Source organism: Micromonospora rubida, from assembly GCF_009908295.1.
Lineage (GTDB): Bacteria > Actinomycetota > Actinomycetes > Mycobacteriales > Micromonosporaceae > Micromonospora > Micromonospora rubida.
On record NZ_JAAALO010000004.1, the window covers coordinates 147,037 to 172,717 of the forward strand.

At 75.3% G+C, this 25,681-nt stretch carries 20 protein-coding genes and 1 pseudogene; 11 read left to right on the plus strand and 10 right to left on the minus strand.

Annotated features, from left to right (window positions below; all coding sequences use genetic code 11):
- The first annotated feature begins 17 nt into the window (after positions 1-17).
- Positions 18-1,919, plus strand: a complete 1,902-nt coding sequence (locus GVV04_RS15035; RefSeq protein WP_161688671.1) for a beta-propeller domain-containing protein — start codon at positions 18-20, stop codon at positions 1,917-1,919.
- Between the two features lie 95 nt (positions 1,920-2,014).
- Here the strand turns inward: GVV04_RS15035 and GVV04_RS15040 are convergent, their stop codons facing one another.
- The 3 genes from GVV04_RS15040 to mobA form a co-directional block, all read right to left on the minus strand.
- Complete coding sequence (locus GVV04_RS15040; protein WP_161688672.1) at positions 2,015-3,118, minus strand: T3SS (YopN, CesT) and YbjN peptide-binding chaperone 1; 1,104 nt, start codon at positions 3,116-3,118, stop codon at positions 2,015-2,017.
- A 139-nt stretch (positions 3,119-3,257) separates the two neighbouring features.
- Positions 3,258-3,512, minus strand: coding sequence for a DUF6457 domain-containing protein (locus tag GVV04_RS15045; protein WP_161688673.1), 255 nt, complete (start codon positions 3,510-3,512; stop codon positions 3,258-3,260).
- A complete protein-coding gene (gene mobA / locus GVV04_RS15050; protein ID WP_161688674.1) occupies positions 3,509-4,108 on the minus strand; it encodes a molybdenum cofactor guanylyltransferase in 600 nt (199 codons plus the stop codon). The genes GVV04_RS15045 and mobA overlap by 4 nt, the downstream gene beginning before the upstream one ends.
- Positions 4,109-4,333: 225 nt before the next feature.
- Here mobA and GVV04_RS15055 point away from each other — a divergent pair, with 225 nt between their 5' ends.
- Positions 4,334-7,255, plus strand: a complete 2,922-nt coding sequence (locus tag GVV04_RS15055; protein ID WP_161688675.1) for a helix-turn-helix transcriptional regulator — start codon at positions 4,334-4,336, stop codon at positions 7,253-7,255.
- Here the strand turns inward: GVV04_RS15055 and GVV04_RS15060 are convergent.
- The 3 genes from GVV04_RS15060 to GVV04_RS15070 all read right to left on the minus strand — a co-directional run bounded on the left by GVV04_RS15060 (position 7,242) and on the right by GVV04_RS15070 (position 11,342).
- The gene (locus GVV04_RS15060; RefSeq protein WP_161688676.1) at positions 7,242-7,892 is read right to left on the minus strand and encodes a flavin reductase family protein; all 651 of its coding nucleotides are present in this window, start codon (positions 7,890-7,892) and stop codon (positions 7,242-7,244) included. The genes GVV04_RS15055 and GVV04_RS15060 overlap by 14 nt on opposite strands.
- On the minus strand, positions 7,889-10,009 hold the full coding sequence (locus GVV04_RS15065) for a tetratricopeptide repeat protein (RefSeq protein WP_161688677.1): 2,121 nt from the start codon (positions 10,007-10,009) through the stop codon (positions 7,889-7,891). The genes GVV04_RS15060 and GVV04_RS15065 overlap by 4 nt, the downstream gene beginning before the upstream one ends.
- 142 nt (positions 10,010-10,151) lie before the next feature.
- Positions 10,152-11,342 (minus strand): hypothetical protein, encoded by a 1,191-nt coding sequence (locus GVV04_RS15070; protein WP_161688678.1) that lies wholly within the window; start codon positions 11,340-11,342, stop codon positions 10,152-10,154.
- Positions 11,343-11,667: 325 nt separating this feature from the next.
- On the opposite strand from GVV04_RS15070, the gene GVV04_RS15075 reads away from it, so the two are divergent.
- Positions 11,668-12,255 (plus strand): flavoprotein, encoded by a 588-nt coding sequence (locus GVV04_RS15075; RefSeq protein ID WP_161688679.1) that lies wholly within the window; start codon positions 11,668-11,670, stop codon positions 12,253-12,255.
- Positions 12,256-12,432: 177 nt separating this feature from the next.
- Positions 12,433-13,341, plus strand: coding sequence for a formate dehydrogenase accessory sulfurtransferase FdhD (gene fdhD, locus GVV04_RS15080; RefSeq protein ID WP_161688680.1), 909 nt, complete (start codon positions 12,433-12,435; stop codon positions 13,339-13,341).
- Here fdhD and GVV04_RS15085 read toward each other — a convergent pair.
- Positions 13,323-14,270: an MBL fold metallo-hydrolase gene (locus GVV04_RS15085; protein ID WP_161688681.1), complete on the minus strand. Its 948-nt coding sequence runs from the start codon at positions 14,268-14,270 to the stop codon at positions 13,323-13,325. The two genes, fdhD and GVV04_RS15085, sit on opposite strands and share 19 nt — an antisense overlap.
- A 105-nt stretch (positions 14,271-14,375) precedes the next feature.
- Between GVV04_RS15085 and GVV04_RS15090 the strand changes: the two genes are divergently transcribed.
- Together GVV04_RS15090 and GVV04_RS33115 are read left to right on the plus strand one after the other, a co-directional pair.
- The gene (locus GVV04_RS15090; protein ID WP_161688682.1) at positions 14,376-15,383 is read left to right on the plus strand and encodes a hypothetical protein; all 1,008 of its coding nucleotides are present in this window, start codon (positions 14,376-14,378) and stop codon (positions 15,381-15,383) included.
- 23 nt (positions 15,384-15,406) lie between these two features.
- A pseudogene (locus GVV04_RS33115) lies at positions 15,407-15,496 on the plus strand (pyridoxamine 5'-phosphate oxidase family protein); the annotation flags it as partial.
- Between the two features lie 450 nt (positions 15,497-15,946).
- Here the strand turns inward: GVV04_RS33115 and GVV04_RS15095 are convergent.
- Positions 15,947-16,984: a DUF4192 domain-containing protein gene (locus GVV04_RS15095; protein WP_161688683.1), complete on the minus strand. Its 1,038-nt coding sequence runs from the start codon at positions 16,982-16,984 to the stop codon at positions 15,947-15,949.
- 210 nt (positions 16,985-17,194) lie between these two features.
- Here GVV04_RS15095 and GVV04_RS15100 point away from each other — a divergent pair, with 210 nt between their 5' ends.
- The 5 genes from GVV04_RS15100 to GVV04_RS15120 all read left to right on the plus strand — a co-directional run bounded on the left by GVV04_RS15100 (position 17,195) and on the right by GVV04_RS15120 (position 23,965).
- Positions 17,195-18,112: a fructosamine kinase family protein gene (locus GVV04_RS15100; protein WP_161688684.1), complete on the plus strand. Its 918-nt coding sequence runs from the start codon at positions 17,195-17,197 to the stop codon at positions 18,110-18,112.
- Positions 18,109-19,122 carry a GTP 3',8-cyclase MoaA gene (moaA, locus tag GVV04_RS15105; protein WP_161688685.1) on the plus strand — a complete coding sequence of 338 codons (1,014 nt, stop codon included), beginning with the start codon at positions 18,109-18,111 and terminating at the stop codon, positions 19,120-19,122. The genes GVV04_RS15100 and moaA overlap by 4 nt, the downstream gene beginning before the upstream one ends.
- 3 nt (positions 19,123-19,125) lie before the next feature.
- Positions 19,126-19,401, plus strand: a complete 276-nt coding sequence (locus tag GVV04_RS15110) for a MoaD/ThiS family protein (RefSeq protein WP_161688686.1) — start codon at positions 19,126-19,128, stop codon at positions 19,399-19,401.
- Between the two features lie 10 nt (positions 19,402-19,411).
- Complete coding sequence (locus GVV04_RS15115; RefSeq protein ID WP_328822399.1) at positions 19,412-20,656, plus strand: metallophosphoesterase; 1,245 nt, start codon at positions 19,412-19,414, stop codon at positions 20,654-20,656.
- 117 nt (positions 20,657-20,773) lie between these two features.
- The gene (locus GVV04_RS15120) at positions 20,774-23,965 is read left to right on the plus strand and encodes a UvrD-helicase domain-containing protein (protein WP_161688688.1); all 3,192 of its coding nucleotides are present in this window, start codon (positions 20,774-20,776) and stop codon (positions 23,963-23,965) included.
- Between the two features lie 60 nt (positions 23,966-24,025).
- Here the strand turns inward: GVV04_RS15120 and GVV04_RS15125 are convergent, their stop codons facing one another.
- Both GVV04_RS15125 and GVV04_RS15130 read right to left on the minus strand, forming a co-directional pair.
- On the minus strand, positions 24,026-24,655 hold the full coding sequence (locus tag GVV04_RS15125) for a prepilin peptidase (protein ID WP_161688689.1): 630 nt from the start codon (positions 24,653-24,655) through the stop codon (positions 24,026-24,028).
- A 10-nt stretch (positions 24,656-24,665) separates the two neighbouring features.
- The gene (locus tag GVV04_RS15130; protein ID WP_328822400.1) at positions 24,666-25,613 is read right to left on the minus strand and encodes an EamA family transporter; all 948 of its coding nucleotides are present in this window, start codon (positions 25,611-25,613) and stop codon (positions 24,666-24,668) included.
- Positions 25,614-25,681 lie beyond the last annotated feature (68 nt).

Consider the following 25,681-nt stretch of genomic DNA (forward strand, 5'->3'; position numbering starts at 1 on the left):
ACGGCGTCGAAGCGGGCATGACACGGGGACGCCTGACCGCTGCGGCCGGCACGCTGGCCGCGCTCACCCTGCTGGCCGGGAGTGCCGCCGCCTTCCCGCGCCACGAGCCGCAACCACCGCCGTCGGGCCCGCTCCGGCTGGTCTCCTTCGACACCTGCGCCGAGGCGCTGACCCGGCTGCGTGCGGCGACCTCCGCCTCGGTGGGGCCCTGGGGCTTCCAGCCCGGCTGGCGCACGGGCATGACGCCGGGTGGGCTCGCCGGGCGGGCGATGGTGCCCAAGACGGCGGACGGCGCGCGGGCGGCGGCCGGCGCGGCGGCGGAACACTCCGGCACCAACAACCACGAGCCCGGCGCCGACGAGCCGGACCTGGTGAAGACCGACGGCCGGCGGATCGTCACGGTCACCGGGGGCGTGCTGCGGGTGGTGGACGCGGTGACCCGGCGAGCCACCGGGCAGCTCGACCTGACCGGCGACGGCGGTCGTTTCGGGTGGTCGCCGGACAGCCTGCTGCTGCACGGGGACCGGGCACTGGTCCTCGTGCGGTCGGCGACGGTCCGCCCGGCCGTCGAGCCGTCGGGCAGCCGGCGCGCGGCCGACGTGCCGGCCGGGTCCCGACTGCTGCTGGTGGACCTCGCCGGGCGGCCCACGCTGACCGGGACGTACCGGAGCGACGGGAGCCTGCTCGACGCGCGGCTCACCGGCCCGACGGCCCGGGTGGTGGTCCGATCGCAGCCCCGGCTGGTCTTCCCCGACCTGGGCGAGGACGCCACCGACGCGCAGCGGCTGGCGGCGAACCGGGCGGTGATCGCCCGCGCCGGCCTGGACGCCTGGCTGCCGACGTACGAGCGGACCGAGGATGGCCGCGACGACGCCGGCCAGGTCGGCTGCGACCGGCTGAGCGCGACGGCCGACAGCACCGGCACCGCCGTGCTCACCGTGCTCAGCTTCGACCTTGCCACGGGCCGGCTCGGCGACGGGGACCCGGTCAGCGTGGCCGGCGACGCGGACACCGTCTACGGCACCGCCGGCAGCCTCTACCTCGCCGGCCAGCAGCAGCGGCCGGGCCAACTCCGGCCGCGCGGCCGGCTCGGGCCCTCGGACGACACGACCACCGTGATCCACCAGTTCGACACCGGCGCCCCGGGCCGGCCCCGTTACCTGGCCAGCGGCGCGGTGCCGGGCACGCTGATCAACCAGTACGCCCTGTCGGAGTGGCAGGGTCACCTCCGGGTGGCCACCACCAGCAGCAGCGACCGGCGCGGGGCGCGACCGGCGACCGAGTCCGCCGTGTACGTGCTGACCCGCCGGGACGGCGCCCTGGCCCGCACCGGGACGGTCGGCGGGCTCGGCCGGGACGAGCAGATCCACTCGGTGCGGTACCTCGGCCCCACCGGGTACGTGGTGACCTTCCGACGCACCGACCCGCTCTACTCGCTCGACCTGACCGATCCGGCGGCGCCCCGGGTCACCGGCGAGCTGAAGATCACCGGGTACTCGGCGTACCTGCATCCGGCCGGCGAGGGGCGGCTGATCGGGGTGGGCCAGGAGGCCGACGCCGACGGGCGGGTGCAGGGCCTCCAGGTCTCCCTGTTCGACGTGGCCGACCCGGCCCGGCCCACCCGGCTGGCCCAGTACCAACTGCCGAAGGCCGGCTCGACGGCGGAGTTCGACCCACACGCCTTCCTCCACGACCCCCGGACCGGCCTGGTGGCGATCCCGGTCCACGACGGCTCGCTACTGCTGCTGAGGGCCACCGGCGGGACCGTCACGCGGGTCGGCGCGGTCGCCCACCCGGGCCGCGCCCCCGTCGCCCGGTCGGTGCTGGTCGGCGGCACCCTCTGGACCGTCTCCGACGCCGGCCTGCGGGCCAGCGACCCGTCCGGCGGCACCACGCTGGCCTGGCTGCCGGCGACCTGAGCCGCCCACTGCCGGTGGGTGGGGCCCGGCACCCGGGCCGCCCGGGTCCCACCCACCCTCGACGTCATCGTGGCGTAGCCGCAGCCGGCCCTCCGTCAGAGGTACATGCCGGTGCGGTGCTCGTCCTGCTCCCGCCGGCCGGGCTTGTCTGCCTCGCCGAAGAAGCGCTTCCCGCCGAACTCGCCGTGCAGCCGGTCGTCCAGCTCGTCGGCGAGGCCGGTCATCACCTGCACGGCGAGCATCAGGTGGGTGGCCTGGAAGTCGCGGCCGAAGACCGGGATGGACGCCCACACCGTGTCGTCCGCGCAGTAGAGCCGCCCGATCGGCATCCGGTTGGTCAGCTCGGAGAGCTTGACGTAGAGCCGCTCGGTCGGCTCTACCTCGGTGAGCACCGGCGAGAGGACGTCGACCAGGGGCGGGTTGTCGCGGACCCGGACGAAGACCATCGCCGACCCGGCCCGGATGTTGATGTCCCCGTCCGAGTCGACCTGCAACTGGTCGGAGCTGGACTTGAGCATGGTGGAGACGACGGTGCGCACCCGCTCCGCCAGGTCCAGCACGTCGCTCTGGGCAGCCTGGGCGCCGGCGGCGGCCAGCGCCTCGTCCAGGTCGGCCTCGACGTCCTGGTCCGGACCGAACTCGCTGCGCGCGGTGCCCAGCGGCTCCACCGGCACGGGCTCGCCCTCGGCGTCGTGCACGACGTAGACCAGGAACGCCGGGTGCGGCGCGCCGTAGACGTCCCGCAGGGTGCGGGAGAGCAGCGCGGCCAGCCGGGTCGCCTCGGCGGGGTCGCCCTCCAGGCCGAAGTGCTCGCCGGAGCCCGGGACCACCCCGGGCGGGGACCAGCCGAGCGCGACCATGTCGGCGACGGCGGACCGGTCCAGCCGGTAGCCCTGCGGGAGGGTCGCGTTGCCGACGGCCCGCGCCGAGAGCCGGCCCTCGGCGGTGAAGTCCACGCTGATCGAGTAGACGGCGTTCCCGGTGCCGGAGGCGGTGGGGTCGAGGGTCAGCTCGACGTGCGTTCCGGCGGGCAGCTCGCGCAGCCGTTCGGCCAGGGCCCGGGCGAACTCGCGCCAGGCCTCGGTCACCTTCGCCCGCAGGTCAGCCGTGGTCGGCTCGTCGAGCAGGATCGACTCGTGCTGCTCGTGCGTGTCGCCTGGCGGTTCTCCGGCCGGTGCCGAGGGGTGGCCTACCGTCATGATCGCCTCCGTCCGTCACGGTCACCCTACCCAGGACGCCCCGGGGCCGACCAGGATCGGACACCGGCCCGTGACCCCCGTCCGGAGGCGGCGGCTGCGGGTCGTTCCCGTACCGGAGACGGGTGGAAAACCGGGCGGGTCAGGCGGGAGGCTGGTCGCCCAGCTCCACCGGCCAGGTGCCGGCGAGCGCGCTCAGCCGGCCGGCCGTCGCGGCCGGGTCGGCCCCACGCCCCACGGCCAGGCCGAGCAGGTACGCGCTGACCGGCGCACCCGGGCGCAGCACCTGGTGGGCGACGTCCCTCGCCAGGTCGAGCACGACCGGCACCGGCACCTGGTCCGGGTCGAGGCCCAGTTCCGCACAGGCCGCCGTGACCCAGTCGTCCATCACCGTCATCGCGTCCACTCCTCCGCCCGGCGTACGTCCTCGTCAGTGTCGCAGTCGAACCAGGGCGGCGGGCCCGTCCCCGACCAGGGCAGGTCGCGCACGGTCAGGCCGGCGAGCAACGCCCGCATGGCCGCGCCGTCGAGCGTCCCGCCCCGGGCGGCGGCGAGCCGGTCGAGGGCAGCCCGCAGCGGCGCGACCCGCCACACCCCGCACAGCGGCTGCCGCCGGCCGTCGGGGTCGACGAGGCACACGCCGTCCACCGTGGGGTCGGCGAGCTGGTCGCGCAGCACCCGCACCGCGGCCCCGGTGAGCAGGGGCAGGTCGGCGGCGAGCAGGGCGACGGTCGGCGTACCGGCGGGCAACAGGGACAGGCCGGCGGCAGTGGCGGCGACCGGGCCGCCGCCCGGCGGGCTCTCCCGGGTCAGCCGGACCCCCGGCGGCACCGGGCCGGCCGGGCCGACCAGGACCCGAACGTCGGCGTCGGCCACGGCGTCCAGCACCCGGTCGCGCATCGACCGACCGCCGACCGGCAGGGCCGGCTTGTCCACGCCGCCCATCCGGCGGGCCGCTCCACCCGCCAGCACGATCGCCGCCCAGCCCGCCATGCGGTCACCGTACCTCCTGCCCGCGTCGGGGACGCATGTCACCGAGTCGACGGGCAGGCGGAGCGGACGGTCCGGACGGGTCTGTAAATCTTGTTAATTCCTTCATAGAGTGACGACTCAGGAACGCTCCGTCCGAGCCTTGTGGCGCCCGTGGCCGAGCCGGTCGGCAGCGCTTCGGGGCCGGGGCGTCACGCTCTTCGACGTTGGACGGAGGGACAGGTGTACATGCCAGCAGACGACCGTCCGGAACTGCCCGCCCTGGTCGGCCGGGACCGGGAACGCGAAGCCCTCCACGAGGCGCTGGACCAGGCCCGGTTGGGCTGCGGCGGCACGATCTTCCTGGTCGGAGGCGACGGCATGGGCAAGTCCCGGCTGACCCTGGAGACGACCCACCGGGGGCGGCGGGCCGGGATGGGCGTGCTGCTCGGCCGGGCGGGCTCGGCCGTCCGCGCCGTGGCCCTGCGGCCCCTGACCGAGGCGTTGGCCCTCCTGTTCCGCACCGAACCGATCCTGGAGCACGCCAGCCTGCGGCCCTACCGGTCCGCCCTCGGCGGCCTCATCCCGGAGTACCGGTCGGCGGAGACGGCGGAGACCGCGCCGTCCCCCGTGCTGCTCGCCGAGGCGGTGCTGCGGCTGCTCTCGGTCACCGGCACCGGCCGGGGCTGCCTGCTCGCGCTGGAGGACCTGCACGACACCGACCCGGCGACGCTGGCGGTGGTCGAATACCTGGCCGACAACATCGCCGACCAGGGCACCCTGCTGCTGGCTACCCTCCGGCCCGAGCCGGGGCCGGCGTGGGACCTGGCGCAGGCGCTCGGCCGGCGGTGCAGCGGCACCGTCCTGCGCCTGGAGCCGCTGGGCCGCCGGGCCGTGCACCTGCTCGCGGCGTCCCGGCTGGGACTGGCCCCGGAGCGGATACCGGAGCCTGTCCTGGACCGGCTCTGCCGCGACAGCGCCGGCAACCCTTTCCTGGCCACGGAACTGCTGCGCGCCATGTGGGACAGCGGCACCCTGGTGGTGGAGTCCGGCGGGTGTTTTCTGGTCGACGAGGTGCGCACCGAGGTGCCGCCGACCGTGCGGCACAGCGTCATCGACCAGGCCGACCGGCTCGGTCCCGCCGGCCGGCACCTGCTCACCGCCGCAGCCGTGATCGGCGAGCGGTTCCCGATCTCCGTGCTCGGCCGGGCCCTGCGGATGAAACAGGACGACCTGCTCGGGCACCTGCGCGCCGCCGTCACCGCCGGCCTGCTCGCCGCCGAGGGGGGCGACCACGACTGGTACGCCTTCCGCACCATGACGACCGCCGTCGCGCTGCTCGGCCAGCTCACCCCCACCGACCAGGCCGCGCTCGCCCTCCAGTCGGTCGACGCGGCGAACGAGCTGTACCCGGGCCTGCCCGGCGAGTGGTGCCGGTTCACCGCCCGGCTCACCCAGCTCGCGGGCGACGCACGGGGCGCCGTACGGCTGCTCGCCCTGGCCGGGCGCCGGGACCTCAACGCCGGGCGGCTCCGGTCGGCGACCGAGACCCTCGACCGGGCGTGGCGGCTGTCACAGGCGTCGGCCGACAACCCGCTCCGCGCCGACGTGCTGCACGAGCTGCTCTGCGCGCTGGTGGAGAGCGGCGAGGCCCGGCGCGGGTTACGGCTGCTCGACAACCTCGACGACCTCTGCCATCCGGCCGTCCCGCCCGAGCGGCTGGCGGCGGTGCACGTCCTGTTCGCCCGGCTCGCCCTCCTCGCCGGTCGACGTGCCGACGCCGCCACCCAGCTCGACGCCGCCCGTACGGTGCTCGGCCCCGGCGCCCACGATCGACAGACTGCGGCGGTCGACGCCGTCGCCGCCGCCCACCTCGGCCCGGACGCACCCGAGCGGGCCGCCCGGCTCGCCACGCGCGCCGTGCAGAAGGCCGAGCTGGCCGGGCTGCCGGGCGTCGCCTGCCTCGGCTGGCAGGCGCGCGGGATGCTGGCCCAACGGCAGGGCGCGGACGAGGCCCAGTGCTGCTTCGCCCAGATGCACCGGCTCGCCGAGCGACACCACCTGCCGCTGTGGCGCAACCGGGCCGCGGTGCTGCTCGCCGAGCAGCGGTGGCTGCTCACCGGGGACACCGACGCGCTGCTGCGCGCCACCGAGCGGGCCCGGCGGACGGGTGCCTCGGCCGCGCGGCACACGGTCGACGTCCTGCTCGCCTGGGACCACGCTCTGCGGGCCGAGTACGCCGAGGCCGAGCGGCTCGTCGAGGAGTGCGCGGCCGAGGCGCAGCGGCTCGGGCTGGGCGACAGCGCGCCGCTGCTGGCGCTGGTCCGCGCGGTGTGCGCCGGCCACCGGGGGCAGCGGCACCAGCTGGACGCGGTGCTGGCCGGCCTGTCGGAGGACGACACGGGCCCGCCGGTCGCCGCGCTCGCCCACGGCATGGCCGCCGCGGTGTGCGCCCTGCTGGAGGAGGACCGGGGGCGGGCCCGCCGCGAGCTGGACCGGGCTGCGGCCTGCGACGCCGAGCTACCCGCGCCCTACCCGCTCACCGGCCAGCAGGGGCTGGGCCTGCTGCTGGCGGTGCTGGACGGCGACGCCGACTGGCGCCGGTGCTGCGAGGTCGGGGCGACGCCGGCCGGGCGGCTGCACTGGAACCGGCAGTTCGTGCTGTTGGCGAAGGCGGTGCTGCTCGGCCGGCAGGGCGAGCGGGAGGCGGCCGGTGCGGCGGTGACGGCGGTGCGGCGGGCCCAGGCCCACCCGGTGGTGGTCCACCTCGGCCTGCGGCTCGTCGCGCCGGCGGCCCACGCGGACCGGTGGGGGGACCCGGTCGACTGGCTGCGCGGCGCCGAGGAGTACTTCTGCCGGGCGGGGCTGCCGGCCCCGGCCCGCGCCTGCCGGGCCCACCTGCGCCGGCTCGGCGTGGTGGTGCCGTACCGCCGCACCACGAGCCGGGTGCCGCAGCCGCTGCGGATGATCGGGGTCACCGAGCGGGAGTACGAGGTGCTCCAGCTCATGGCGGACTGGTCAGACAACCGCCGCATCGCCAGCGAGCTGTTCATCTCGCCGCGCACGGTGGAGAAGCACGTGGCGAGCCTGATCGCCAAGACCGAGCAGGCGAACCGGGCGGCGCTCAGCCGCTACGCCGCCCGGGTCCGGGACGAGGTCACGCCGGACTGACCGTCCGGTAGTGGCCACCGAAGAAGACAGCCGGATCCGCGTCGTCCCCGGCCTGGCACCGGTACGGGGAGCCGAGCACCAGCATGTGGTCGGCGACGCCGATGAGCTGGGTCACCGTGCACACCGCCACCGCCATCGCCCCGTCGAGCAGGGGCAGCCCGTCGACCGTGCGGTGCGCCACCCCGGCGAAGCGGTCCCCGGCGGCGGTCGCGAACCGGTCGGCCAGGTCCCGCTGCCGGCGGTCCAGCAGGTTCACCGCGAAGCCGCCCTCGGCCGTGATCGCGGCCAGCGTCCGGCTCGTGCGGGCCAGCGAGACGAGCAGCAGTGGCGGGCGCAGGGACACCGAGGTGAACGCGTTCACCGTGCAGCCGACCGGCCGCCCCGCCAGCCGGCTGGTCACCACCGCCACCCCGGTGGCCCAGCTGCGCATGAACTCCCGCAGCTCGGGGCCGCTGACCGGGGCCGGCCGGGCCGGCTCGGGGCTGCCCGTCGGGACGGGGCGGACCGCCCCCGAGCCGCCGGATCCGGCGTTCCGGGCCGGCTCGGCCCCGGGGGGCGGCGGCGCGGCCGGGGCGGGGTCCCCCGGTGGGACCCGGACGGCCCCCGCCCCGGCGTGCCGGGAGGCCGTGGTGGTCACCGCGCGCCGGCCAGGTTCGGCTGCCCGGCGGCACCGGCGGCCCGGTCGGCCCTGGAGGCGTCCACGTCGCCGAGCTCGGCGTGGCAGCGGGCGCGCCGGCTGAGCAGTTCCTCCCGGTCCGCGCCGGGCACGTCCATCGCCCGGCTGTAGTCCGCGACCGCCTCGGCCCACCGGCCCGCCGCCTCGTGGACGAACCCACGGTTGTACAGCAGGTCCGGGTTGTCCGCGTCCACGGCGATGGCGGCCGTCAGGTCGGCCACGGCCCGCTCGTGGTCCCCGCCGTCGAAGGCCAGGGCGGCCCGGCTGGCGAGCGCGGCCACCAGCGCCGGGTCTGCCACCAACGCCTCGTCGAGGTACCGCCGGGCGTCCGCCTCCGCCCCGTCCGTCACCGCCAGCACGCCGCGCAGGTGCAGCAGCCGGGCCTCGCCGGGATGACGGAGCAGCCCCTCCTCGACGTGCGGCCGGGTGGCGTCGACCGAACCCTCGTCGAGCAGCAGGCTGATCAGGTTCACCCGGGCGTCGAGCTGGTCGGGTTCCAGCTCGACCACGTAGCCGAAGTCGGCGATCGCGCCCGCCAGGTCGCCCAGCTCGGCCTTGAGGTCGGCCCGGTTGTAATACAGCTCGAAGAAGGGCGGCGACAGGCTGATCGCCGTGTCGCAGTCCGCGACCGCGCCGGTGAGGTCGCCCAGCCGCCGCCGCACGTCGGCCCGGTCGAAGTAGTAGTCGGCGTAGTTCGGGTCCAGCTCGATCACCTTGGTCAGGTCCGTCAGCGCCTCGTCCAGCCGGCCCAGGGCGAGATACGCCTTGCCCCGGTTGTGCACCAGCACCGAGCGGTGCAGCCGGTGCTTGTCGCCGGGCAGCTCCCGGTCGAGCCGGTTCAGCCCGTCGTCGACCAGGCGAAGCGCGGCCGGCAGCCGGCCCAGCCGCATCTCGATCAGCGCCAGCCCGTTGTTCTGGAACACCGAGTGGAAGGCGCGTTTCTGCAGGTCGGGCAGCAGCGAGGCGATCGCGATGGAGTTGTTGATGTAGCCCCGGGCCAGGTGGTGGTCCCTCAGCTCCTCCGGGTGGAAGCGGGTGTAGAGCATGGCCAGCGCGTACCCGGTGGACATCTGCAACTCCGGCTCCGCGTACCGGCTGCGCAGGTCGAGGTAGGTCGGCTCCGCCTCGACGGTGCGGCCGAGCACCACCATCGCCGAACTCGCCCGCGTGCTGAGCAGCCAGAACCGCTCCATCTGCGTGTCGGGGTCGACGATCGCCCGGCCACGGGTCCCATAGTCGATCACCGCGTGGTAGTAGCCCAGCGCACCGCAGTGCCGCGCCGCCTCGTACAGCGCCTCCGCGCCGGCCCCGGCGGGGTCGCTGCCGCGCTCCAGGTGCCAGGGGATCGCGCCGAGCTCCAGGCTCCATTCGCCCCGTCCGCGCAGCAGCGCCGCGCGGGCATCGTGCAGCGCCACCCGCGCCTGCGGGTCGGCCTGCCGGTACGCGGCCAGCTCGGCCGGGTCCTCGGAGGTGCCGTCCGCGTCGACGTACGCCCGGAGCAGCTCCTCCGGGTCTCGTCCGGGACGGCCGGCGACCGGGGTCAGCTCCGGCAGCCGCCCCGCGTACCGGTCGAGGGCGGCGGTCAGCTCGGGCTCCAGCGCCCCGCCGCCGGTGCCGATCAGCACCCGCACCACGTCCGGCCGCACCCGGCGCAGGAAGATGGCAAGGAACTCCTGGTCGGTGGGGTCCGCCTGGTCCACCCGGTCCAACGCGAGCCGCAGCGGGAGGCGGCCGGCGCGGGTGGCGTACCCGGCGAGGAACTCCGTCGCGCCGTGCGCCAGGCGGCGGGTGCGGTTGGCGGGGTAGATCCGGGTCCGCTCCTCGGGCACCGCCAGGGAGGTGAGCGTCTCGGGTGCCGCGTCGATCGCGCCGCGCAGCTCCGGGGCGGCGGAGAGGATCTCGGTCAGGTGCCGCTGGACGAGGTCCGGCCAGCGTTCGTACGCCTCGGGTACGACCAGCCGCAGCAGGCTGCCCAGGCCCGTGTAGGGACCGCGCAGCCCTCGGTGACAGTCGACCGCGATATCGACCTGTTCGCCGTCGACCGGCGCCGGCCCGATCCGCCATTGGTGTGCAGTCATGCCGTTGCTCCTCCGTTGGGATGGACCTTTGCGTCGCGGTGGGTGTCGGGGGGATGGCCGGGCAGGGGTGGCCGGTCGGGGGTGGCCGGGCAGGGGTGGCCGGGCGGGGGTGGCCGGGCGGGGGTGGCCGGGCGGGGTGCCGTCAGCCCGCCGTCGCCGGGTCAGGTGCGGGGGTGGCCCGCCGCCGGGTACGGCCGGCGAGCAGCGGCAGCAGCACGATCTCGAAGGCGACCAGCAGCAGCGACCCGACGGAGTCCCAGAAGCCGGGGCCGGTGGGGGAGCCGTTCACCAGGGCGGAGAAGACCCGGGAGGCGAACTCCAGCACCAGCGGCGCGGTCCACAGCGTGACGGTCACCAGCAGCGCCACGACCCCGCCGCAGGTGATCAGCGCGAACCAGGGCGCGAGCTGCCGGTCGCGTGGGGACCAGTCGTCGGGGGGCTCGTCGGACGGGTGCACCCAGGGCAGCCAGGCGAACCGGTCGCGCAACCAGGCCCGGCTCACCTCGTGCAGGTTGGTGCAGCCCAGCGCCGTGGTCGCCACGTAGTACAGGTCGGTGCGCAGGAAGACGTAGAACTGCCAGGACATTCGCAGCAGGACGGTGTACGCCACCGCCAGCGCCAGCCGTCCCGGCCAGGACAGGCCGTCGGACAGGCCGACCCAGGCGACGAGCACCAGCGCGCCGAAGAGCACCGCGTCGGCCAGCAGCCCGGCCAGCATCGGCAGGTAACGCTGCCGGGCCGGCACGGTGAGCAGGGCGTCCAGCTCGGTCTCCACCACCGCGTAGTAGAGCCGGCGGCCGACCCGCATCCGGGTGGGCAGACCGAGTCGGCGGGCGGCGAGCAGGTGGTACCACTCGTGCCACAGGATGCCCGGCGACTGGCACAGGGCCAGTCCGAGCTGCACGGCGAGCAGCGACGGGACGAAGAAGACGTTCTGGGCGTGCGGCCGCAGCTCCGGCCGGCTCACCATGGCCACGGCGGCGGCGATCACGATCAGCGCGTACGCCGCCCAGGCCAGCGGGGAGAAGGCCGCCCGGCCGAGCCGCCGGAAACGGACCTCGGGCAACCGGGCCAGTGGTTCCCCGTCGGCCCGGATGAAGCCGAGTTCGCGCAGCGTGTCGACGAAGTCGGCCATGTCGACGGGCTCCCCGAAGGTGCGCCGGTACCACTGTTCCGCCTCGCCGACCGGCATCCCGTCGGCGAGGCGGCGCAGCAGCGCGACCCCGTCCTCGGGCAGCAGGGCGAAGGACGCGGCGTCGATCCGGCCGACCGTGACACCGTCCCGCTCCGTCACGTACGTGAGTGGATGGAACTCCAGGCGGGTGGTTGACATGGTTCCTCCAGGGCATGGGCCCGGCGAAGGCCGTCCCGGCACGCCGACGCGCCGGGACGGCCGACCGGTCAGCAGCAGTCCGTGCAGTACAGCGGCGCCGACGTGGTGAGCTTGATGGAGCCCGTCTTGCGGATCGTGATCTTCTTCATGGCCGTTCACCTCCTCAGGCCGGCGGGTCGTGGGGGCGGCCGGCTGAGGACGAACCTGCCAGCCGGACGCCCCGGGCGGCATGGGGAGCGGCCCCCAAACTCCCGCGCCGAACCGGCGGCGAAGATGGGGCCGTTCCCCCATGTCCGCGACGTCCCCGCGCCGGGACGCTGTCCGCATGCGAGACGACGCGCTTTCGGTCATCATCTGCGGCTCCAGCGCCGCGATGGCGGCCTCCGGGTACCTGTCCTGGCTGCGCCAGGAGATCGACCTGCCGCTGCGGGTGCTGCTCACCGCCAGCGCCGAGCGGTTCGTGCAGCCCCAGGTGGCCGCCTGGTACGCGGACGAGGTGTTCGCCAGCGGCGACCCCGCGCTGAACCCCACCGAGTTCGCCAAACGCTCGCTCGGCATCGTCGTGCTGCCGGCGACCGCCGGCACGATCGCGGCGGCGGCGCTCGGCCTGGCCGGCACCCCCGCGCAGACCGCCCTGCTGGCCAGCGACCGGCCGGCGATCTTCTTCCCGAGCATGAACAAGTCGATGTGGACGAAGCGGAGCACCCAACGCCACGTGGAGACGCTGCGCGACGAGGGCCACACCGTCGTCGAGCCGCAGGAGCGGGTGGTCTTCGAGCTGTGGCAGCGCGAAAACGTCCTCGGCATCGCCATGCCCCCGCCCGACGCGGTCGCGGAACTCGTGGCGAGCTGGCTGGAGAGCAGCCTGTCCGGCGAGGCCGAGGAGCCCGCCGGCCCGGCTGCTGCCTCCTGAACCGACTGTCCGCTGCCCGCTGCCGGCTGCCGGCTGTCGGCTGCCGGCGCGCATCGCTCGGTGCCCCCGGCGCTCGGCGCTCCCGCCGGCTTACCGCGCTCGGCTCACGGCACTCGCCTTACCGCTCTCCCGGCCGGACGCTTCGCCCCAGCCGCGCCGTTCGGGCAGGATGGCGGGATGGGACGGGCCACTGACCGGCGGAGCGTGCTCCGGATCGACCTCGACGCGACCGACCCGGACCGCGTCGCGGTGCGCCGGCCGGACAGCGTGTCCGTGGAGGAACCGCTGGAGATCCGGGTCGGCCCGGGCGGGCCGGGCCGGCGGCGACCGCTGGCGGTGACCATGCGCACCCCCGGCGACGACCTGGACCTGGCGATCGGGTTCCTGCTGACCGAGGGGCTGATCCGGTCCGCCGCAGACGTGCACACCGCCCAGCTCTGCGCGGGCGCGGACACGCCGAACACATACAACGTGGTGGACGTGGTGCTCGCCCCCGGCGTGCCGGAGCCGACCACCGACCCGGCGCGGAACTTCTACACCACCAGCTCCTGCGGGGTGTGCGGGAAGGCCAGCATCGACGCCGTACGGACCCGCTCCCGGTTCGCCGTCGCGGACGACCCGCTCACCGTGCCGGCCGAGCTGCTGGCCGAGCTGCCGGACCGGCTGCGGGCGGCGCAACGCAACTTCGACCGCACCGGCGGCCTGCACGCGGCCGGGCTGTTCACCACCGGCGGGGAGCTGGTGGTGCTGCGCGAGGACGTCGGCCGGCACAACGCCGTCGACAAGGTCGTCGGCTGGGCGGTCCGGCAGGAGCGCCTGCCGCTGACCGGGCACCTGCTGCTGGTCTCCGGCCGGGCCAGCTTCGAGCTGACCCAGAAGGCGTGGATGGCCGGGGTGCCGCTGCTCGCGGCGGTATCCGCCCCCAGCACCCTGGCAGTGGAGCTGGCCGAGGAGGCGGGGATGACCCTGGTCGGCTTCCTGCGCGGCCGGACCATGAACGTGTATGCGGGAATGCAACGAATCACGGCACTATCCCCGAGCACGCGCCCGGGTGATGAAGCGATCGGTCAGGTCACCCGGAGGTAGGCCGACGCCGCCCAGGGATCCTCCCGGCGCCACAGGGTCGGCAGGTGGAGCGCCAGCCCGTCCTGGTGGGCCAGCCGACCGAGAACACGCATGGTGACGTCGAGGTCGTCGCCCACGTACGGCAGGGCGCGCAGCGGCCGGTGCAGCGGGCGGAAGAAGTCGTCCCAGTGGACGAGTATGACGCGACGCGCCCCGACGGCCCGCACAGTCTCGGCCCAGTACGCACGCAGGTACTCCTCGTCCTGCCCGCCGAGCTGGCCGACCCCCAGGTAGACGACGTCGGCCCGGTGCCCGTCGAGCGCGCCCGGCCGATAGCCGGCGCTGCCCTGGACCAGGGCGGTCCGGCCGCTCGCGTGTGCGACGAGCACCGACCATGCTTCCCCGCACCGGTAGACGGACGCCCTGGCCGGGGGCACCAGGGGCGCGGTGATGGTGCCGGGGAAGCGATCCGGTGGGCAGTGCTCGGACTCGACAAACGTGAGTGTGAAGGTCCCCAGGGTCATCGGCTCGTGGGGGGTGACAACGCGGATGCGCTCGTCGGCGAGGCCAGCTCCCCGGCCGACATTGGCCGCCGACCGCCCACCGGCGAGCATCGCGCCGGTGCGCAGGGCGACGGCCGCGGAGTCCATGACGTGATCGAAGTGGGTGTGTACGGGAATCACGGCGGCCAGGCGGCGGCCCCCGTGGTCGAGGCCCAGCCGGGTGAGCGTGGAACCGATGCGGGCGCCGTCGGGTGCGAGCCGGCCGAGGGCAACCCTGAGCAGGGACGGCCGGGAGAAGAATCCGTCGGTCATCACCGTCGTGTCGCCGTCGTCGAAGAGCAGGCTGGAGACGCCGAGGAACGTGACGCTGAAGTCCTCCGTCGCGGGCGGAACGTCGAACCGGTCGGCGTACGCGGCCAGGTCGGGCCGGCCGAGCTTCATACGCATGGCGGGACGCTACCTCCTTGGCCCGGCTGTGGCGACGGTCGGAGCAGCAGGGGTGGTCGGCTTCCGGCGGCGGCGCCGATGCCCTCGTCCGCCTACGATCTCACCATGATCACTCTGCCCCTGCCGCCCGGGGCGCTCGCCTGCTATCCCGGGCTTGAGCGGTTCGGCCGTACGACGACCCGGCTGCACCCGCGTCCCGGGGCGGTCACGGCCGCCGACAGTCACGTGGGCGGGCCGCTACGCTGGCCGGCCGGCGAGCCTTGGCCCGCCTGCGACGTGCCGTTCATGGTGCACGGGGAGGTGCCGATCCCGGCCGAGCTGGTGACCCGGATGCGGGCGGCGGAGCGCGGGCGCACGCAGTCGCACGTCCTGGCCGAGGGCGAACTCGAGCTGCACCAGGAGATGGCTGCCCTGGTCGGCCCGGGTTTCGTCGGCTGGGGCTCGCGCGACGGCGGCCCGGTCGTCGGCTACCGGTACGTGCCGCGACCGCACCCCGTGCCGAACCCGATGGTCGCGCTGGCGCAACTGCGCGCCGAGGACGTACCCGACCTGCCCCGCCCCGGCGGGGCGGACCTGTTGCAGGTGCTGTGGTGCCCGTTCGAGCACTCCGAGGGCCCGTGGGGGCCGACGGTGCAGCTGCGCTGGCGGCGGGAGGCGGAGCTGACCGACCTCCTCGCGGAGCCGCCGCGCGGCGAGGTCGACACCGACGGGTACGTGCCCCGGCCGTGCCGGCTGCACCCGGAGCAGGTCGTCGAGTACCCGGACCCGGATGAGCTGCCGGAGGACCTGCGGCGGCTGGTCGACGAGGACGAGGACGACGACTACGTCGACACCTTCATGGCACCCGGCTGGAAGGTCGGCGGCTACGCCAAGTGGAGCCTCACGGACCTGCGCCCGACGCCGTGCCCGCGCTGTGCCGGCCCCACCACGCTGACCCTCGTCATCGACTCCTCCGAGCGGGGCGCCGCGCGGTGGCAACCGACGCGGGCGGACGGCGATTCGTACGACGATTCGTACGAGCCGACCGGGGTGGTCGTCGGTCGGCACGGCGCGCTGCGCGTCTTCGTGTGCCTGAGCTGCCCGGACGCGCCGTTCCTGCTCGACCAGCAGTGAGGTGAGGTGACCGTGCCCGTTCGATGAACCCGTGGTTGTCAGGACCCACACCCACCGGCCGCCTTTCCCGCGAACGCCTGGGGGCGCGTATCCGCAACCTGCTGTCGTCGCAGGTCTTGCCGCTCGACGACGGACGGTCACGGCGTTAGGTGGTCCGGGTGCAACGGGTGCCACGCCCACTGGTCACGTCCTCGACGAGCAGCAGGCGACCTTCGGGCGATCGTTCGATGACGGCGAACGCCTTCGGCCCACTTCGGATGTGACCGAGACACACGACCTCCGTGGGCCCGATGGCCCCCGGCACCGGTCGTGCATGTGGCCGCAGAAGTGCCACCGCGGCCGGAGGCGTTCGCACAACGTACGCAGCTCATCCCGGCCGACCGGGCCGTTCCGGCGCGGTCCGGTGATCCCGGCCGGCCAGTCATGGGTGAGCCGGACGTCGACGGCCCCCGTCCGGCGGGCTGGCGCTGCTGGGCAGTTCGCAGGCCGGACTCAGCGTACGGCGAAAGAGAACCCGGAGGAGCCCGGAAACACCACGCCAACACCCCCGGCCAACCTGCTCGTCAGCCGCGTCGACGGCGTTGCCGGCGAAGCACGCCCGGTGGGCCGGCCGTCGGCCAGCCGTCGAGTTGGGACGGGGGCACCCCGCGACGCAGCAGGTCGTCGAGGAGCAGGGCGAGCGAGTAGTCCGGGTGCGCCTCCAGCACCCGTTCCAGCGCCACCGCCGCGAGCGCCCCCTGCCCGGCCCGCCAGGCGGCGAAGGCCAGCAGTGAACCCGGAGCGGCGATCAGGTCCCGCTCGGCGCGGCGCAGGACGTCGGTCCAGAGGGCGAGGTCCCGCTCCCGCCCGTCGGTGCGCTCCCAGGCGTGGTCACGGACCGGCAGGTGGGTGAGGAGCAAGGTCAGCCAGGCCACCTCGTCGTCGGTGAGTCGCTCGCCCTGCCGGCACTGACGCAGGGCGGTACGGACCGCGTCCAAGCCGGCCCGACGCAGCGTCCGACCGCCGAGCAGGTCGGCCTCGGGTGCCCCGACCAGCATGGCCGCCAGGCGGCGTTCGGCGCGGTCGACCGCCCGGCCCATCGCCACCCGGGCCGGGCCGCCGAACGGGGCCACCTGTGTGGTCAGGGCCGCCCGGTCGGGCAGGGCCACCTGACCGGCGAAGACCGCCGCCGCACTGACCTCGCTGGCCCCGGTGTCGTACGGGGTGCCCTCGGGCGGGCAGCAGGCCGGCTCGTCGCACAGGTAGGACCAGTAGCGGCCGTCGGTGACCCGCAGGGCGTCCAGCACGGTCAGCTCGGCGGCGGCCAGCGACCCGCGTACCGCGTCGATGGCCGGGGTGACGCGGGAGGCATCGCCATAGCCGAGCACGGTGGCGGACTCGGCGCCCTGCCGGGCGATGACGCCGGCCAGGTGGGTGGCCGGGTCGAGCGGGTCGTCGCCCGGGCCGGGCAGGTCCGCCCGGGCGGCGAAGATGATCCGCCGGCCCCGCATCGCGACCACCACCACGCTGTCGGCGGGATGGAACCCGAGCAGGTACGGCACGGCCGCGATGAGGTCGGCGGGCGAACGGACGGTGAGCCGGGGGCGGTCGGTACGGGCCATGGGAGGCAGCCTCGGCCGCGTCCGAGCGTCTCGACAGGCCCTGTGGACGACACGCGGGTTGTCCACAGATACGGAGAGTAGCGGCGCAGCTCAGCCCCGATCACCGTCGGGCCGGCGAGGGGCCGGCAACAGCCGGGCGGCACGCCCCGCTGAGGCTGGCCCACACCGGAGACACCCCCGGGAAGCGCCCCGAGCGGCTACCTTGCGGTCATGGACCTGGCGTACCTGCGGGCGCATCCGGAACACCTGCCGACCTTCCTCACCCACCAGCGGATCCGGGAAACGCCGGTCGCCGGCGGGGACGTCTGCGCGGCGTCCCGGCTGACCCTGGACGACGGGCACTCCGTCTTCGCCAAGACCTGGCCGGAGGCGCGGGCCGGGCGGCCGGCGCCGGAGGGCTTCTTCGCCGCCGAGGCGGCCGGGCTGAGCTGGCTGAGGGAGGCCGGCGGGGTCCCCGTACCGGAGGTGGTGGTGGCGCTGCCGGAGCTGTTGGCGCTCGACTGGGTCGAGGCCGGCGAGCCGACGCCCGAGGCCGCCGAGCGGTTCGGCCACGACCTGGCCGCGACGCACCGCGCCGGGGCCGCCGCGTTCGGCGCGGAGTGGCCCGGCTTCATCGCCGCGCTCCCCCAGGACAACACGCCGGACCCGGGCCCGTGGCCGGACTGGTTCGCGCGCCGGCGACTCGCCCCGTACCTGCGGATGTCGGTCGACGGCGGCGCGCTCACCGGCGTCGAGGCCGCGCTGGTGGAGGCGGTCCTCGACCGGATCGGCGAGTTCGGCGGGGACGAGCCGCCGGCCCGGGTGCACGGCGACCTGTGGCCGGGCAACGTGCTCTGGGGGAACGACGGCCGGGCCTGGCTGATCGACCCGGCGGCGCACGGCGGGCACCGGGAGACCGACCTGGCCCAGTTGGCGCTGTTCGGCGGGCCGCCGCACCACGACCGGATCATGGGCGCCTACCGGGAGGCGTGGCCGCTGGCGGACGGGTGGACCGAGCGGGTGCCGCTGCACCAGCTCCACCTGCTGCTGGTGCACGCCGCCCTGTTCGGCGGGGCGTACCGCGAGGCGGTCGGCGACGCCGCCCGCGCCGCCCTGCGCGTGGCCGGGCGCGCTACGGTCGAGGGGTGACCGTCCCCCCACCGACCGAGGGCGTCCTCGTCGACCGGTACGGCCGTGTCGTCCGGGACCTACGCGTCTCGCTGACCGACAAGTGCAACCTGCGCTGCACGTACTGCATGCCGGCCGAGGGGCTGCCCTGGCTGGCCGGCCCGCAGTTGCTGACCGACGACGAGATCGTCCGGCTGGTCCGGCTGGCCGTGCGACGCCTCGGGGTGACCGAGGTGCGGTTCACCGGCGGGGAGCCGCTGATCCGCCCCGGCCTGGTCGGCATCGTCGCGGCCGTGGCCGCGCTGGAGCCCCGACCCCGGATCTCGCTGACCACGAACGGCCTCGGGCTGGAACGGCTGGCCCCCGCCCTGCGGGCCGCCGGGCTGGACCGGGTGAACGTGTCGCTGGACACCCTCGACGCCGCCCGGTTCGCCCGGCTGACCCGGCGGGACCGGCTCGCCGACGTGCTCGCCGGGCTGGCCGGGGCGACCGCCGCCGGGCTCGCCCCGGTGAAAATCAACAGCGTGCTGATGCGCGGGGTCAACGACGACGAGGCCCCCGCGCTGCTCCGCTTCGCCCTGGCCCACGGCTATGAGCTGCGGTTCATCGAGCAGATGCCGCTGGACGCCCAGCACGGTTGGGACCGGTCGACCATGGTCACCGCCGACGAGATCCTGGCCGGGCTGCGTACCGGCTTCGACCTGATCCCGGACCCCGCCGGGCGGGGCGCCGCGCCGGCCGAGACCTGGCTGGTCGACGGCGGGCCGGGTCGGGTCGGGGTGATCGGCAGCGTGACCCGGCCGTTCTGCGGCGACTGCGACCGCACCCGGGTCACCGCCGACGGCCAGGTCCGCGCCTGCCTGTTCGCCACCGAGGAGTCCGACCTACGCGGGGCGCTGCGGGCCGGGGCGGACGACGAGGAGTTGGCCCGGCGCTGGCGCACCGCGATGTGGGGCAAGCGGGCCGGGCACGGCATCGACGACCCGGCCTTCCTCCAGCCGGCCCGGCCGATGTCCGCGATCGGCGGGTGACGGGTGCACCGTGACGTACCGGACCACCCGACCGGGCTGCTGACCGTCCGCTACTTCGCCGGGGCGCGGGCCGCCGCCGGCACCGCCGAGGAGACCGCGCCCGCCGGGCGGTCCCTGGGCGAACTCACCGGTGACCTGGCCGAGCGGCACGGCGCACGGCTCGCTGCCGTGCTGACCGTGGCGAGTTTCCTGGTCGACGGCGTGACCTGTCATGATCGTCAGGCACCGCTGCCGGCCGGAGCGACGATCGACGTACTGCCCCCGTTCGCGGGCGGCTGAGGAGGCTCACGTGTTGGCGAACCTGGCGTTCGTGGGCTTCGCGGCGCTCGTCGTCGGCCTGCTCCACTTCTACCTCTGGAAGCGGCTGGTCAAGGACACCACCGGCCCGGGGCGGTGGCGGCGGATCGGGGGCGTCGTCGCGCTGGTGCTGGCGCTGCTCGTCCCGGCCACGATGATCGGCACCCGGGCCGGCCTGTTCTGGCTGGCCTGGCCGGGCTACCTGTGGCTCGCGCTGATGTTCTACCTGCTGGTCGTGCTGCTGGCGCTGGAAGTGCCGATGCTGGTCGCCAGGCTGGTGCTACGCCGCCGGGTGGTCGCCGCCGCGCCGGCCGCCGCCGCGCCCGAGCCGGTGCTGGTGGGCGCGTCCGGCGGGGCGGAACCGCCGGCCGTCGCGGCCGTCGACCAGCCCGACCACGATCCGGACCGCCGGCTGCTGCTGGCCCGCGGCGCGGCGATCTTCGCGGGCCTCACGGCCGCCGGGGTCACCGGCTACGGGGTACGCAACGCGATGGGCCCGCCGCGCCTGGACCGGGTGCGGATCCCGCTGGCGAAGCTGCCGCGCGGGATGGACGGGCTGCGCATCGCCACCGTCTCGGACATCCACCTCGGGCCGCTGCGCGGCCGGGCGCACACCGAGCGGATCGTGGCAATGATCAACCGGCTGGACGCCGACCTGGTCGCGGTCGTCGGCGACCTGGTCGACGGCTCGGTCGCCGAGCTGGGCGAGGCGGCGGCGCCGCTGCGCGACCTGCGCTCCCGGTACGGCAGCTTCTTCGTCACCGGCAACCACGAGTACTACTCCGGCGTGGAGGAGTGGGTGCAGGAGGTGGACCGGCTCGGCCTGCGGGTGCTCCAGAACACCCGGCAGGAGATCCGGACCCCGGGCGGGGTGCTGGACCTGGCCGGGGTGAACGACGTCAGCGCCGCCGGCACCGGGCTGGCCGCCCCCGCCGACTTCACCGCCGCGCTCGGCGACCGGGACCCTGGCCGCCCCGTGGTGCTGCTCGCCCACCAGCCGGTGGCGGCCGTCGAGGCGGCGAAGTTCGGCGTCGACCTGCAACTGTCCGGGCACACCCACGGCGGTCAGATCGTGCCGTTCAACCTGCTGGTGAAGCTCGAACAGCCGGTGGTCTCCGGCTTCGGCGAGGTCGACGGCACGAAGGTGTACGTGACCAACGGCGCGGGCTTCTGGGGCCCCCCGGTCCGGGTCGGCGCGAACCCCCAGGTGACCCTGGTGGAACTCCGCACCCCTTGATCCGGGGCGGGCGCGCACGCCTAGCGGGCGGCGGCCGGGGTGTCCAGGGAAGGACGCTCAGGTCACCCGTACGCGTGGCGGGGAGCGGCCGTCGGGGCGGGCGTGACAGGATGCGGCGTGCTCCCGTTCAGCGCCGCACCCGCCGGTGGCCCCTCGCCGTTCGTCGCGGACCTGCACATCCACTCGAAGTACTCGCGGGCGTGCAGCCGGAACCTGACCCTGCCGAACCTCGGCTGGTGGGCCCGGCGCAAGGGCATCGGCGTGCTCGGCACCGGCGACTTCACCCACCCCGCCTGGTACGACCACCTGCGCGAGACGCTGCACCCGGCCGAGCCCGGCCTGCACCGGCTCAGCCCCGAGGCGGAGCGGGACATCGCCCGCCGCCTGCCGCCCCTGCTGGCCAGCGAGGCGGAGGCGGACCCGGTCCGGTTCATGCTCAGCGTGGAGATCTCCACGATCTACAAGCGGGACGACCGAACCCGCAAGGTGCACCACCTGATCTACCTGCCCGACCTGGACGCGGTGCAGCGGTTCAACACCACCCTCGGCCGGATCGGCAACATCGCCTCGGACGGCCGGCCGATCCTCGGCCTGGACTCCCGGGACCTGTTGGAGATCACCCTGGAGGCCAGCCCGGACGGCTACCTGGTGCCGGCGCACATCTGGACGCCCTGGTTCTCGGCGCTGGGCTCGAAGTCCGGCTTCGACGCGATCGCCGACTGCTACGCCGACCTGGCCGAGCACGTCTTCGCCGTGGAGACCGGGCTGTCGTCCGACCCGGAGATGAACTGGCGGGTCGGCAGCCTGGACCGCTACCGGCTGGTTTCCAACTCGGACGCGCACTCCCTGCCCGCCCTGGGCCGGGAGGCCACGGTGTTCTCCTCCGGCCGGGACTACTTCGCCATCCGGGAGGCGCTGCGCACCGGCGACGGCCTCGCTGGCACGATCGAGTTCTTCCCTGAGGAGGGCAAGTACCACGCCGACGGGCACCGGGTGTGCGGGGTCAGCTGGTCCCCGGAGCGGACCCGGGCCGCCGGCGGGCGCTGCCCGGAGTGCGGCAGGCCACTCACCATCGGGGTGCTCAGCCGGGTCGAGGAGTTGGCCGACCGGCCCGAGGGGTATCGGCCCGACCATGCCCGGGACGTCACCCACCTGGTCCCGCTGGCCGAGATCCTCGGCGAGCTGAACGCGGTGGGCCCGAAGTCCAAGAAGGTCGAGGGGAAGCTCAACAAGCTGATCGCCGCGCTCGGCTCGGAGCTGGACATCCTGACCCGCGCCCCGCTGGACGAGATCGGCCGGGTCGGCGGGGAACTGCTCGCCGAGGGGATCGGCCGGCTGCGTCGGGGCGATGTGCGCCGGGTGCCGGGCTACGACGGCGACTACGGGGTGATCACCCTGTTCGACCCGGCAGAGCTGGGCGGGAAGGCGACGGGGGCGCAGGCGGAGACGCTGTTCGACGTACCGGTGCCGGCGCAGCGGACGCCCACGGAGCCGGCGGCGAAGGCCAAGCGGCCGGCGGCGGCGAAGGCCGAGCCGAAGCGGAAGGCCGCCCCGCCGCCCCCGCCCCCGCCGATTCCGCCGCAGCCCTCCCCGCACGAGCCGTTCGAGCCGATGCTCGCCGGGATGGAGGAGGTCGGCACCGGGCTGCTGGACCGGCTGGACGCGATGCAGCGGGTGGCCGCGTCCGCGCCGGGCGGGCCGCTGCTGATCGTGGCCGGCCCGGGCACGGGCAAGACCCGGACGCTGACCCACCGGATCGCGTACCTGTGCGCCGAGCTGGGCGTCTTCCCGGAGCGCTGCCTGGCGATCACCTTCACCCGGCGGGCGGCCGAGGAGTTGCGGCACCGCCTCGACGGGCTGCTCGGGCCGGTCGCCGAGGACATCACCGTGGGCACGTTCCACTCGCTGGGGCTGGCCATCCTGCGGGAGAACGCCGGGGCCGCCGGGCTGCCGGCCGGCTTCCGGATCGCCGACGACGCCGACCGGGCGGCGGCGAAGGCCGAGGCGGGCGAGGACCTGGCCGCCTACACGGCCCTGCTGCGCAAGCGGGACCTGGTCGACCTGGACGAGCTGCTCACCCTGCCGGTGGAGCTGCTGCGCGCCGACAAGAAGCTGGTACGGCGGTACCGGGACCAATGGCAGTGGATCTTCGTCGACGAGTACCAGGACGTCGACGCCGTCCAGTACGAGCTGCTGCGGCTGCTCAGCCCCGCCGACGGCAACCTGTGCGCGATCGGCGACCCGGACCAGGCGATCTACTCGTTCCGGGGCGCGGACGTCGGCTACTTTCTGCGCTTCTCGCAGGACTTCACCGACGCCCGGCTGGTCCGGCTCAACCGCAACTACCGCTCGTCGGCCCCGATCCTGGCCGCCGCCGTGCAGGCCATCGCGCCGTCGTCGCTGGTCCGGGGCCGCCGGCTCGACCCGGCCCGACTCGACCCGGAGGCCCCGCTGGTGGGCCGGTACGCCGCCGCGTCCGTCGCCGACGAGGCCGACTTCCTGGTACGCACCGTCGACGAGCTGGTCGGCGGCCTGTCCCACCGGTCGCTGGACTCGGGCCGGATCGACGGCCGGGCCACGAGCCTGTCGTTCTCCGACATCGCCGTGCTGTACCGGACCGACGCCCAGTCCGCGCCGATCGTGGACGCGCTGGCCCGGGCGAACATCCCGGTGCAGAAGCGCTCGCACGACCGGCTGCGGGACCGCCCCGGGGTGACCGCGATCGCCCGCGAGCTGCGGCACGCCGACGGCCTCGACGGCGACCTGCCGGCCCGGGTCCGACTCGCCGCCCGGGTGGTCGCCGACCGTTTCGCCGCCCCCACCCTCGACGGTTCCGGCTCGGTACGCCCCGAGGAGGCCCTCGCGGCGGCGGATCTGCTCACCCCGCTGGCCCGACGCTGCGGCGACGACCTGGAGCTGTTCCTGTCCCAGCTCGCCACGGGCGCCGAGGTGGACGCCCTCGACCCGCGCGCCGAGGCGGTCACCCTGCTCACCCTGCACGCCGCGAAGGGCCTGGAGTTCCCGGTGGTCTTCCTGGTCGGCTGCGAGGACGGCCTGCTCCCGCTGCGCTGGCCCGGCTCCACCCCGGGCGAGGACGAGGTCGCCGAGGAGCGGCGGCTCTTCTTCGTCGGCCTGACCCGGGCCCAGGACCGCCTCTACGTCAGCCACGCCGCCCGGCGCGCCCGGCACGGGTCGGAGCGGGACTGCCGGCCGTCGCCGTTCCTCGACGTGATCGACCCGGGCCTGTTCGAGCGCCTGGGCGAGACCGAACCCCGCCGGCCCAAGGACCGCCAGCTCCGCCTGCTGTAAGAGGCCCGCCCCGGGGAGGGCTTCAGCGGTAAGAGGCCCGTCGACCCGCCCCCGGGGGCTTCAGCCGAGCAGGGCGGCGAGCCAGGCGCCGGCGAGCAGGGCCGGCCCGAGCGGCAGCAGGGTGTCCCGGTGGACCCGGCGGGCGGCCAGCAGGCCGAGCACGGCCAGCCCGTGCAGCGCGTGCGGCAGGACCAGCCCGGTCAGCAGCGTCGGCCAGCCCAGCCAGCCGAGCGGCAGCCCCAGCACGGCGGCGAGCTTGACGTCGCCGAAGCCGAGCCGTGAGCCGGGCAGCAGGGCCAGCAGCGCGTACCCGGTGAACGACAGCGCCGCCCCCGCCAGCGGGCCGAGGAGCCGGTCCGGCCGGCCGGCGACCGACGCCGCCGCGACCAGACCGACCACTGCGGCGAGCGCCGCCGCGCCCACCAGCGGGTCGGGCAGCCGCAGGCAGGCCAGGTCGACCACGGCGAGCACCAGCCCGAGCGCGGCCACCGCTAGGAACGTCGGCAGCGCCGCCCCGACGCCCGGCGCGACGCCGAGCCCGCCGAAGACGACCGCCCCAACCGCCGCGCAGGCGGCGGGCGGCACGGCGGTCGCCGGCCGGGTGGTGATGAACCGGCCGGCCAGCCACGGTGTGCCGGCGCCGGCCGCCGCGCCGAGCGCCGCGAGCAGGACAGGCAGCCCGGCCGACACCGGCCGGACGTTACCGCCGGGGCACCCGGCCCGCCGCCCCGGTTCGCCGTCCGAGGCGTTCCGTGCTCACCACCAGCGCCACCCCGGCGACGATCACCGCGCCGCCGAGCAGCACCTGGCTGGTCACCGGTTCGGCGGCCAGCAGCGCGCCGAGCGCGACCGCGACCACCGGATTCACGTACGCGTACGTGGACACCAGCGAGATCGGCGCGTGGTGCAGCAGCCAGACGTACGCGGTGAAGGCGACCAGCGAGCCGGCGACCATCAGGTACGCCAGGGCGAGCCAGGACCGGCCGGTGACCTGCCCGGGGTCGAAGTCGCGCAGTTCGCCCCGGGCGGCGGCGACCACGGCCAGCGCCACGGCACCGGCGAGCATCTCGTAGACCGTGGCGACGAAGGGGTCGGTCGGCATCGTCAAGCGGTTGGACAGGAACGACCCCACCGACCAGCAGGTCGCCGCCGCGACGACGGTCAGCGCCCCGACCAGCGGCACGGCCGTCGACCCACCGGTCGGCAGCACCAGCAGGACCAGGCCGAGGAAGCCAAGGCTCACCCCGGCGAAGGTCCAGAAACGCGGCCGGTCCCCGACGGTCGTCCGGAGCAGGACGACCAGCAGCGGGACGGTGGCGACCAGCAGCGCGGCCACGCCCGAGGGCACGGCCGAACCGGGCGGGCCGGACTCGGCGAGCACCACCAGTCCGTTGCCGCCGGCCAGCAGCAGCACCCCGACCAGCGCGGCCGAGCCGAGCTGACGCCGGTCGACGCGCAGGGCACCCGGTCCCCGGCGTACCCGCAGGACGAGCGCGAGCACGGCGGCGGCCGCGGCGAACCGGAGGCCGGCCGAGGTGAGCGCCGGCAGCGACTCCACCGCGACCCGGATGCCGAGGTAGGTGGAGCCCCACAGCACGTAGACCACGGCCAACGCGGTCCAGATCAGGGCCGGTCGGACCGGGGGCACAGCGCTTCCGTGGGGCCCGCCCGGCGCGGCCGAGCCATCCGGTGCGGGCGGACCGGTCGATGTCGTCG

Coding starts and splice junctions, on each gene's coding strand:
- GVV04_RS15085 (WP_161688681.1), bottom strand. CDS start 14,270: ATGCGTATGAAGCTCGGCCGGCCCGACCTGGCCGCGTACGCCGACCGG.
- GVV04_RS15070 (WP_161688678.1), bottom strand. CDS start 11,342: ATGTCAACCACCCGCCTGGAGTTCCATCCACTCACGTACGTGACGGAG.
- GVV04_RS15090 (WP_161688682.1), top strand. CDS start 14,376: ATGATCACTCTGCCCCTGCCGCCCGGGGCGCTCGCCTGCTATCCCGGG.
- GVV04_RS15045 (WP_161688673.1), bottom strand. CDS start 3,512: ATGACGGTGATGGACGACTGGGTCACGGCGGCCTGTGCGGAACTGGGC.
- fdhD (WP_161688680.1), top strand. CDS start 12,433: ATGGGACGGGCCACTGACCGGCGGAGCGTGCTCCGGATCGACCTCGAC.
- GVV04_RS15095 (WP_161688683.1), bottom strand. CDS start 16,984: ATGGCCCGTACCGACCGCCCCCGGCTCACCGTCCGTTCGCCCGCCGAC.
- GVV04_RS15075 (WP_161688679.1), top strand. CDS start 11,668: ATGCGAGACGACGCGCTTTCGGTCATCATCTGCGGCTCCAGCGCCGCG.
- GVV04_RS15035 (WP_161688671.1), top strand. CDS start 18: ATGACACGGGGACGCCTGACCGCTGCGGCCGGCACGCTGGCCGCGCTC.
- GVV04_RS15100 (WP_161688684.1), top strand. CDS start 17,195: ATGGACCTGGCGTACCTGCGGGCGCATCCGGAACACCTGCCGACCTTC.
- GVV04_RS15065 (WP_161688677.1), bottom strand. CDS start 10,009: ATGACTGCACACCAATGGCGGATCGGGCCGGCGCCGGTCGACGGCGAA.
- mobA (WP_161688674.1), bottom strand. CDS start 4,108: ATGGCGGGCTGGGCGGCGATCGTGCTGGCGGGTGGAGCGGCCCGCCGG.
- GVV04_RS15040 (WP_161688672.1), bottom strand. CDS start 3,118: ATGACGGTAGGCCACCCCTCGGCACCGGCCGGAGAACCGCCAGGCGAC.
- GVV04_RS15055 (WP_161688675.1), top strand. CDS start 4,334: ATGCCAGCAGACGACCGTCCGGAACTGCCCGCCCTGGTCGGCCGGGAC.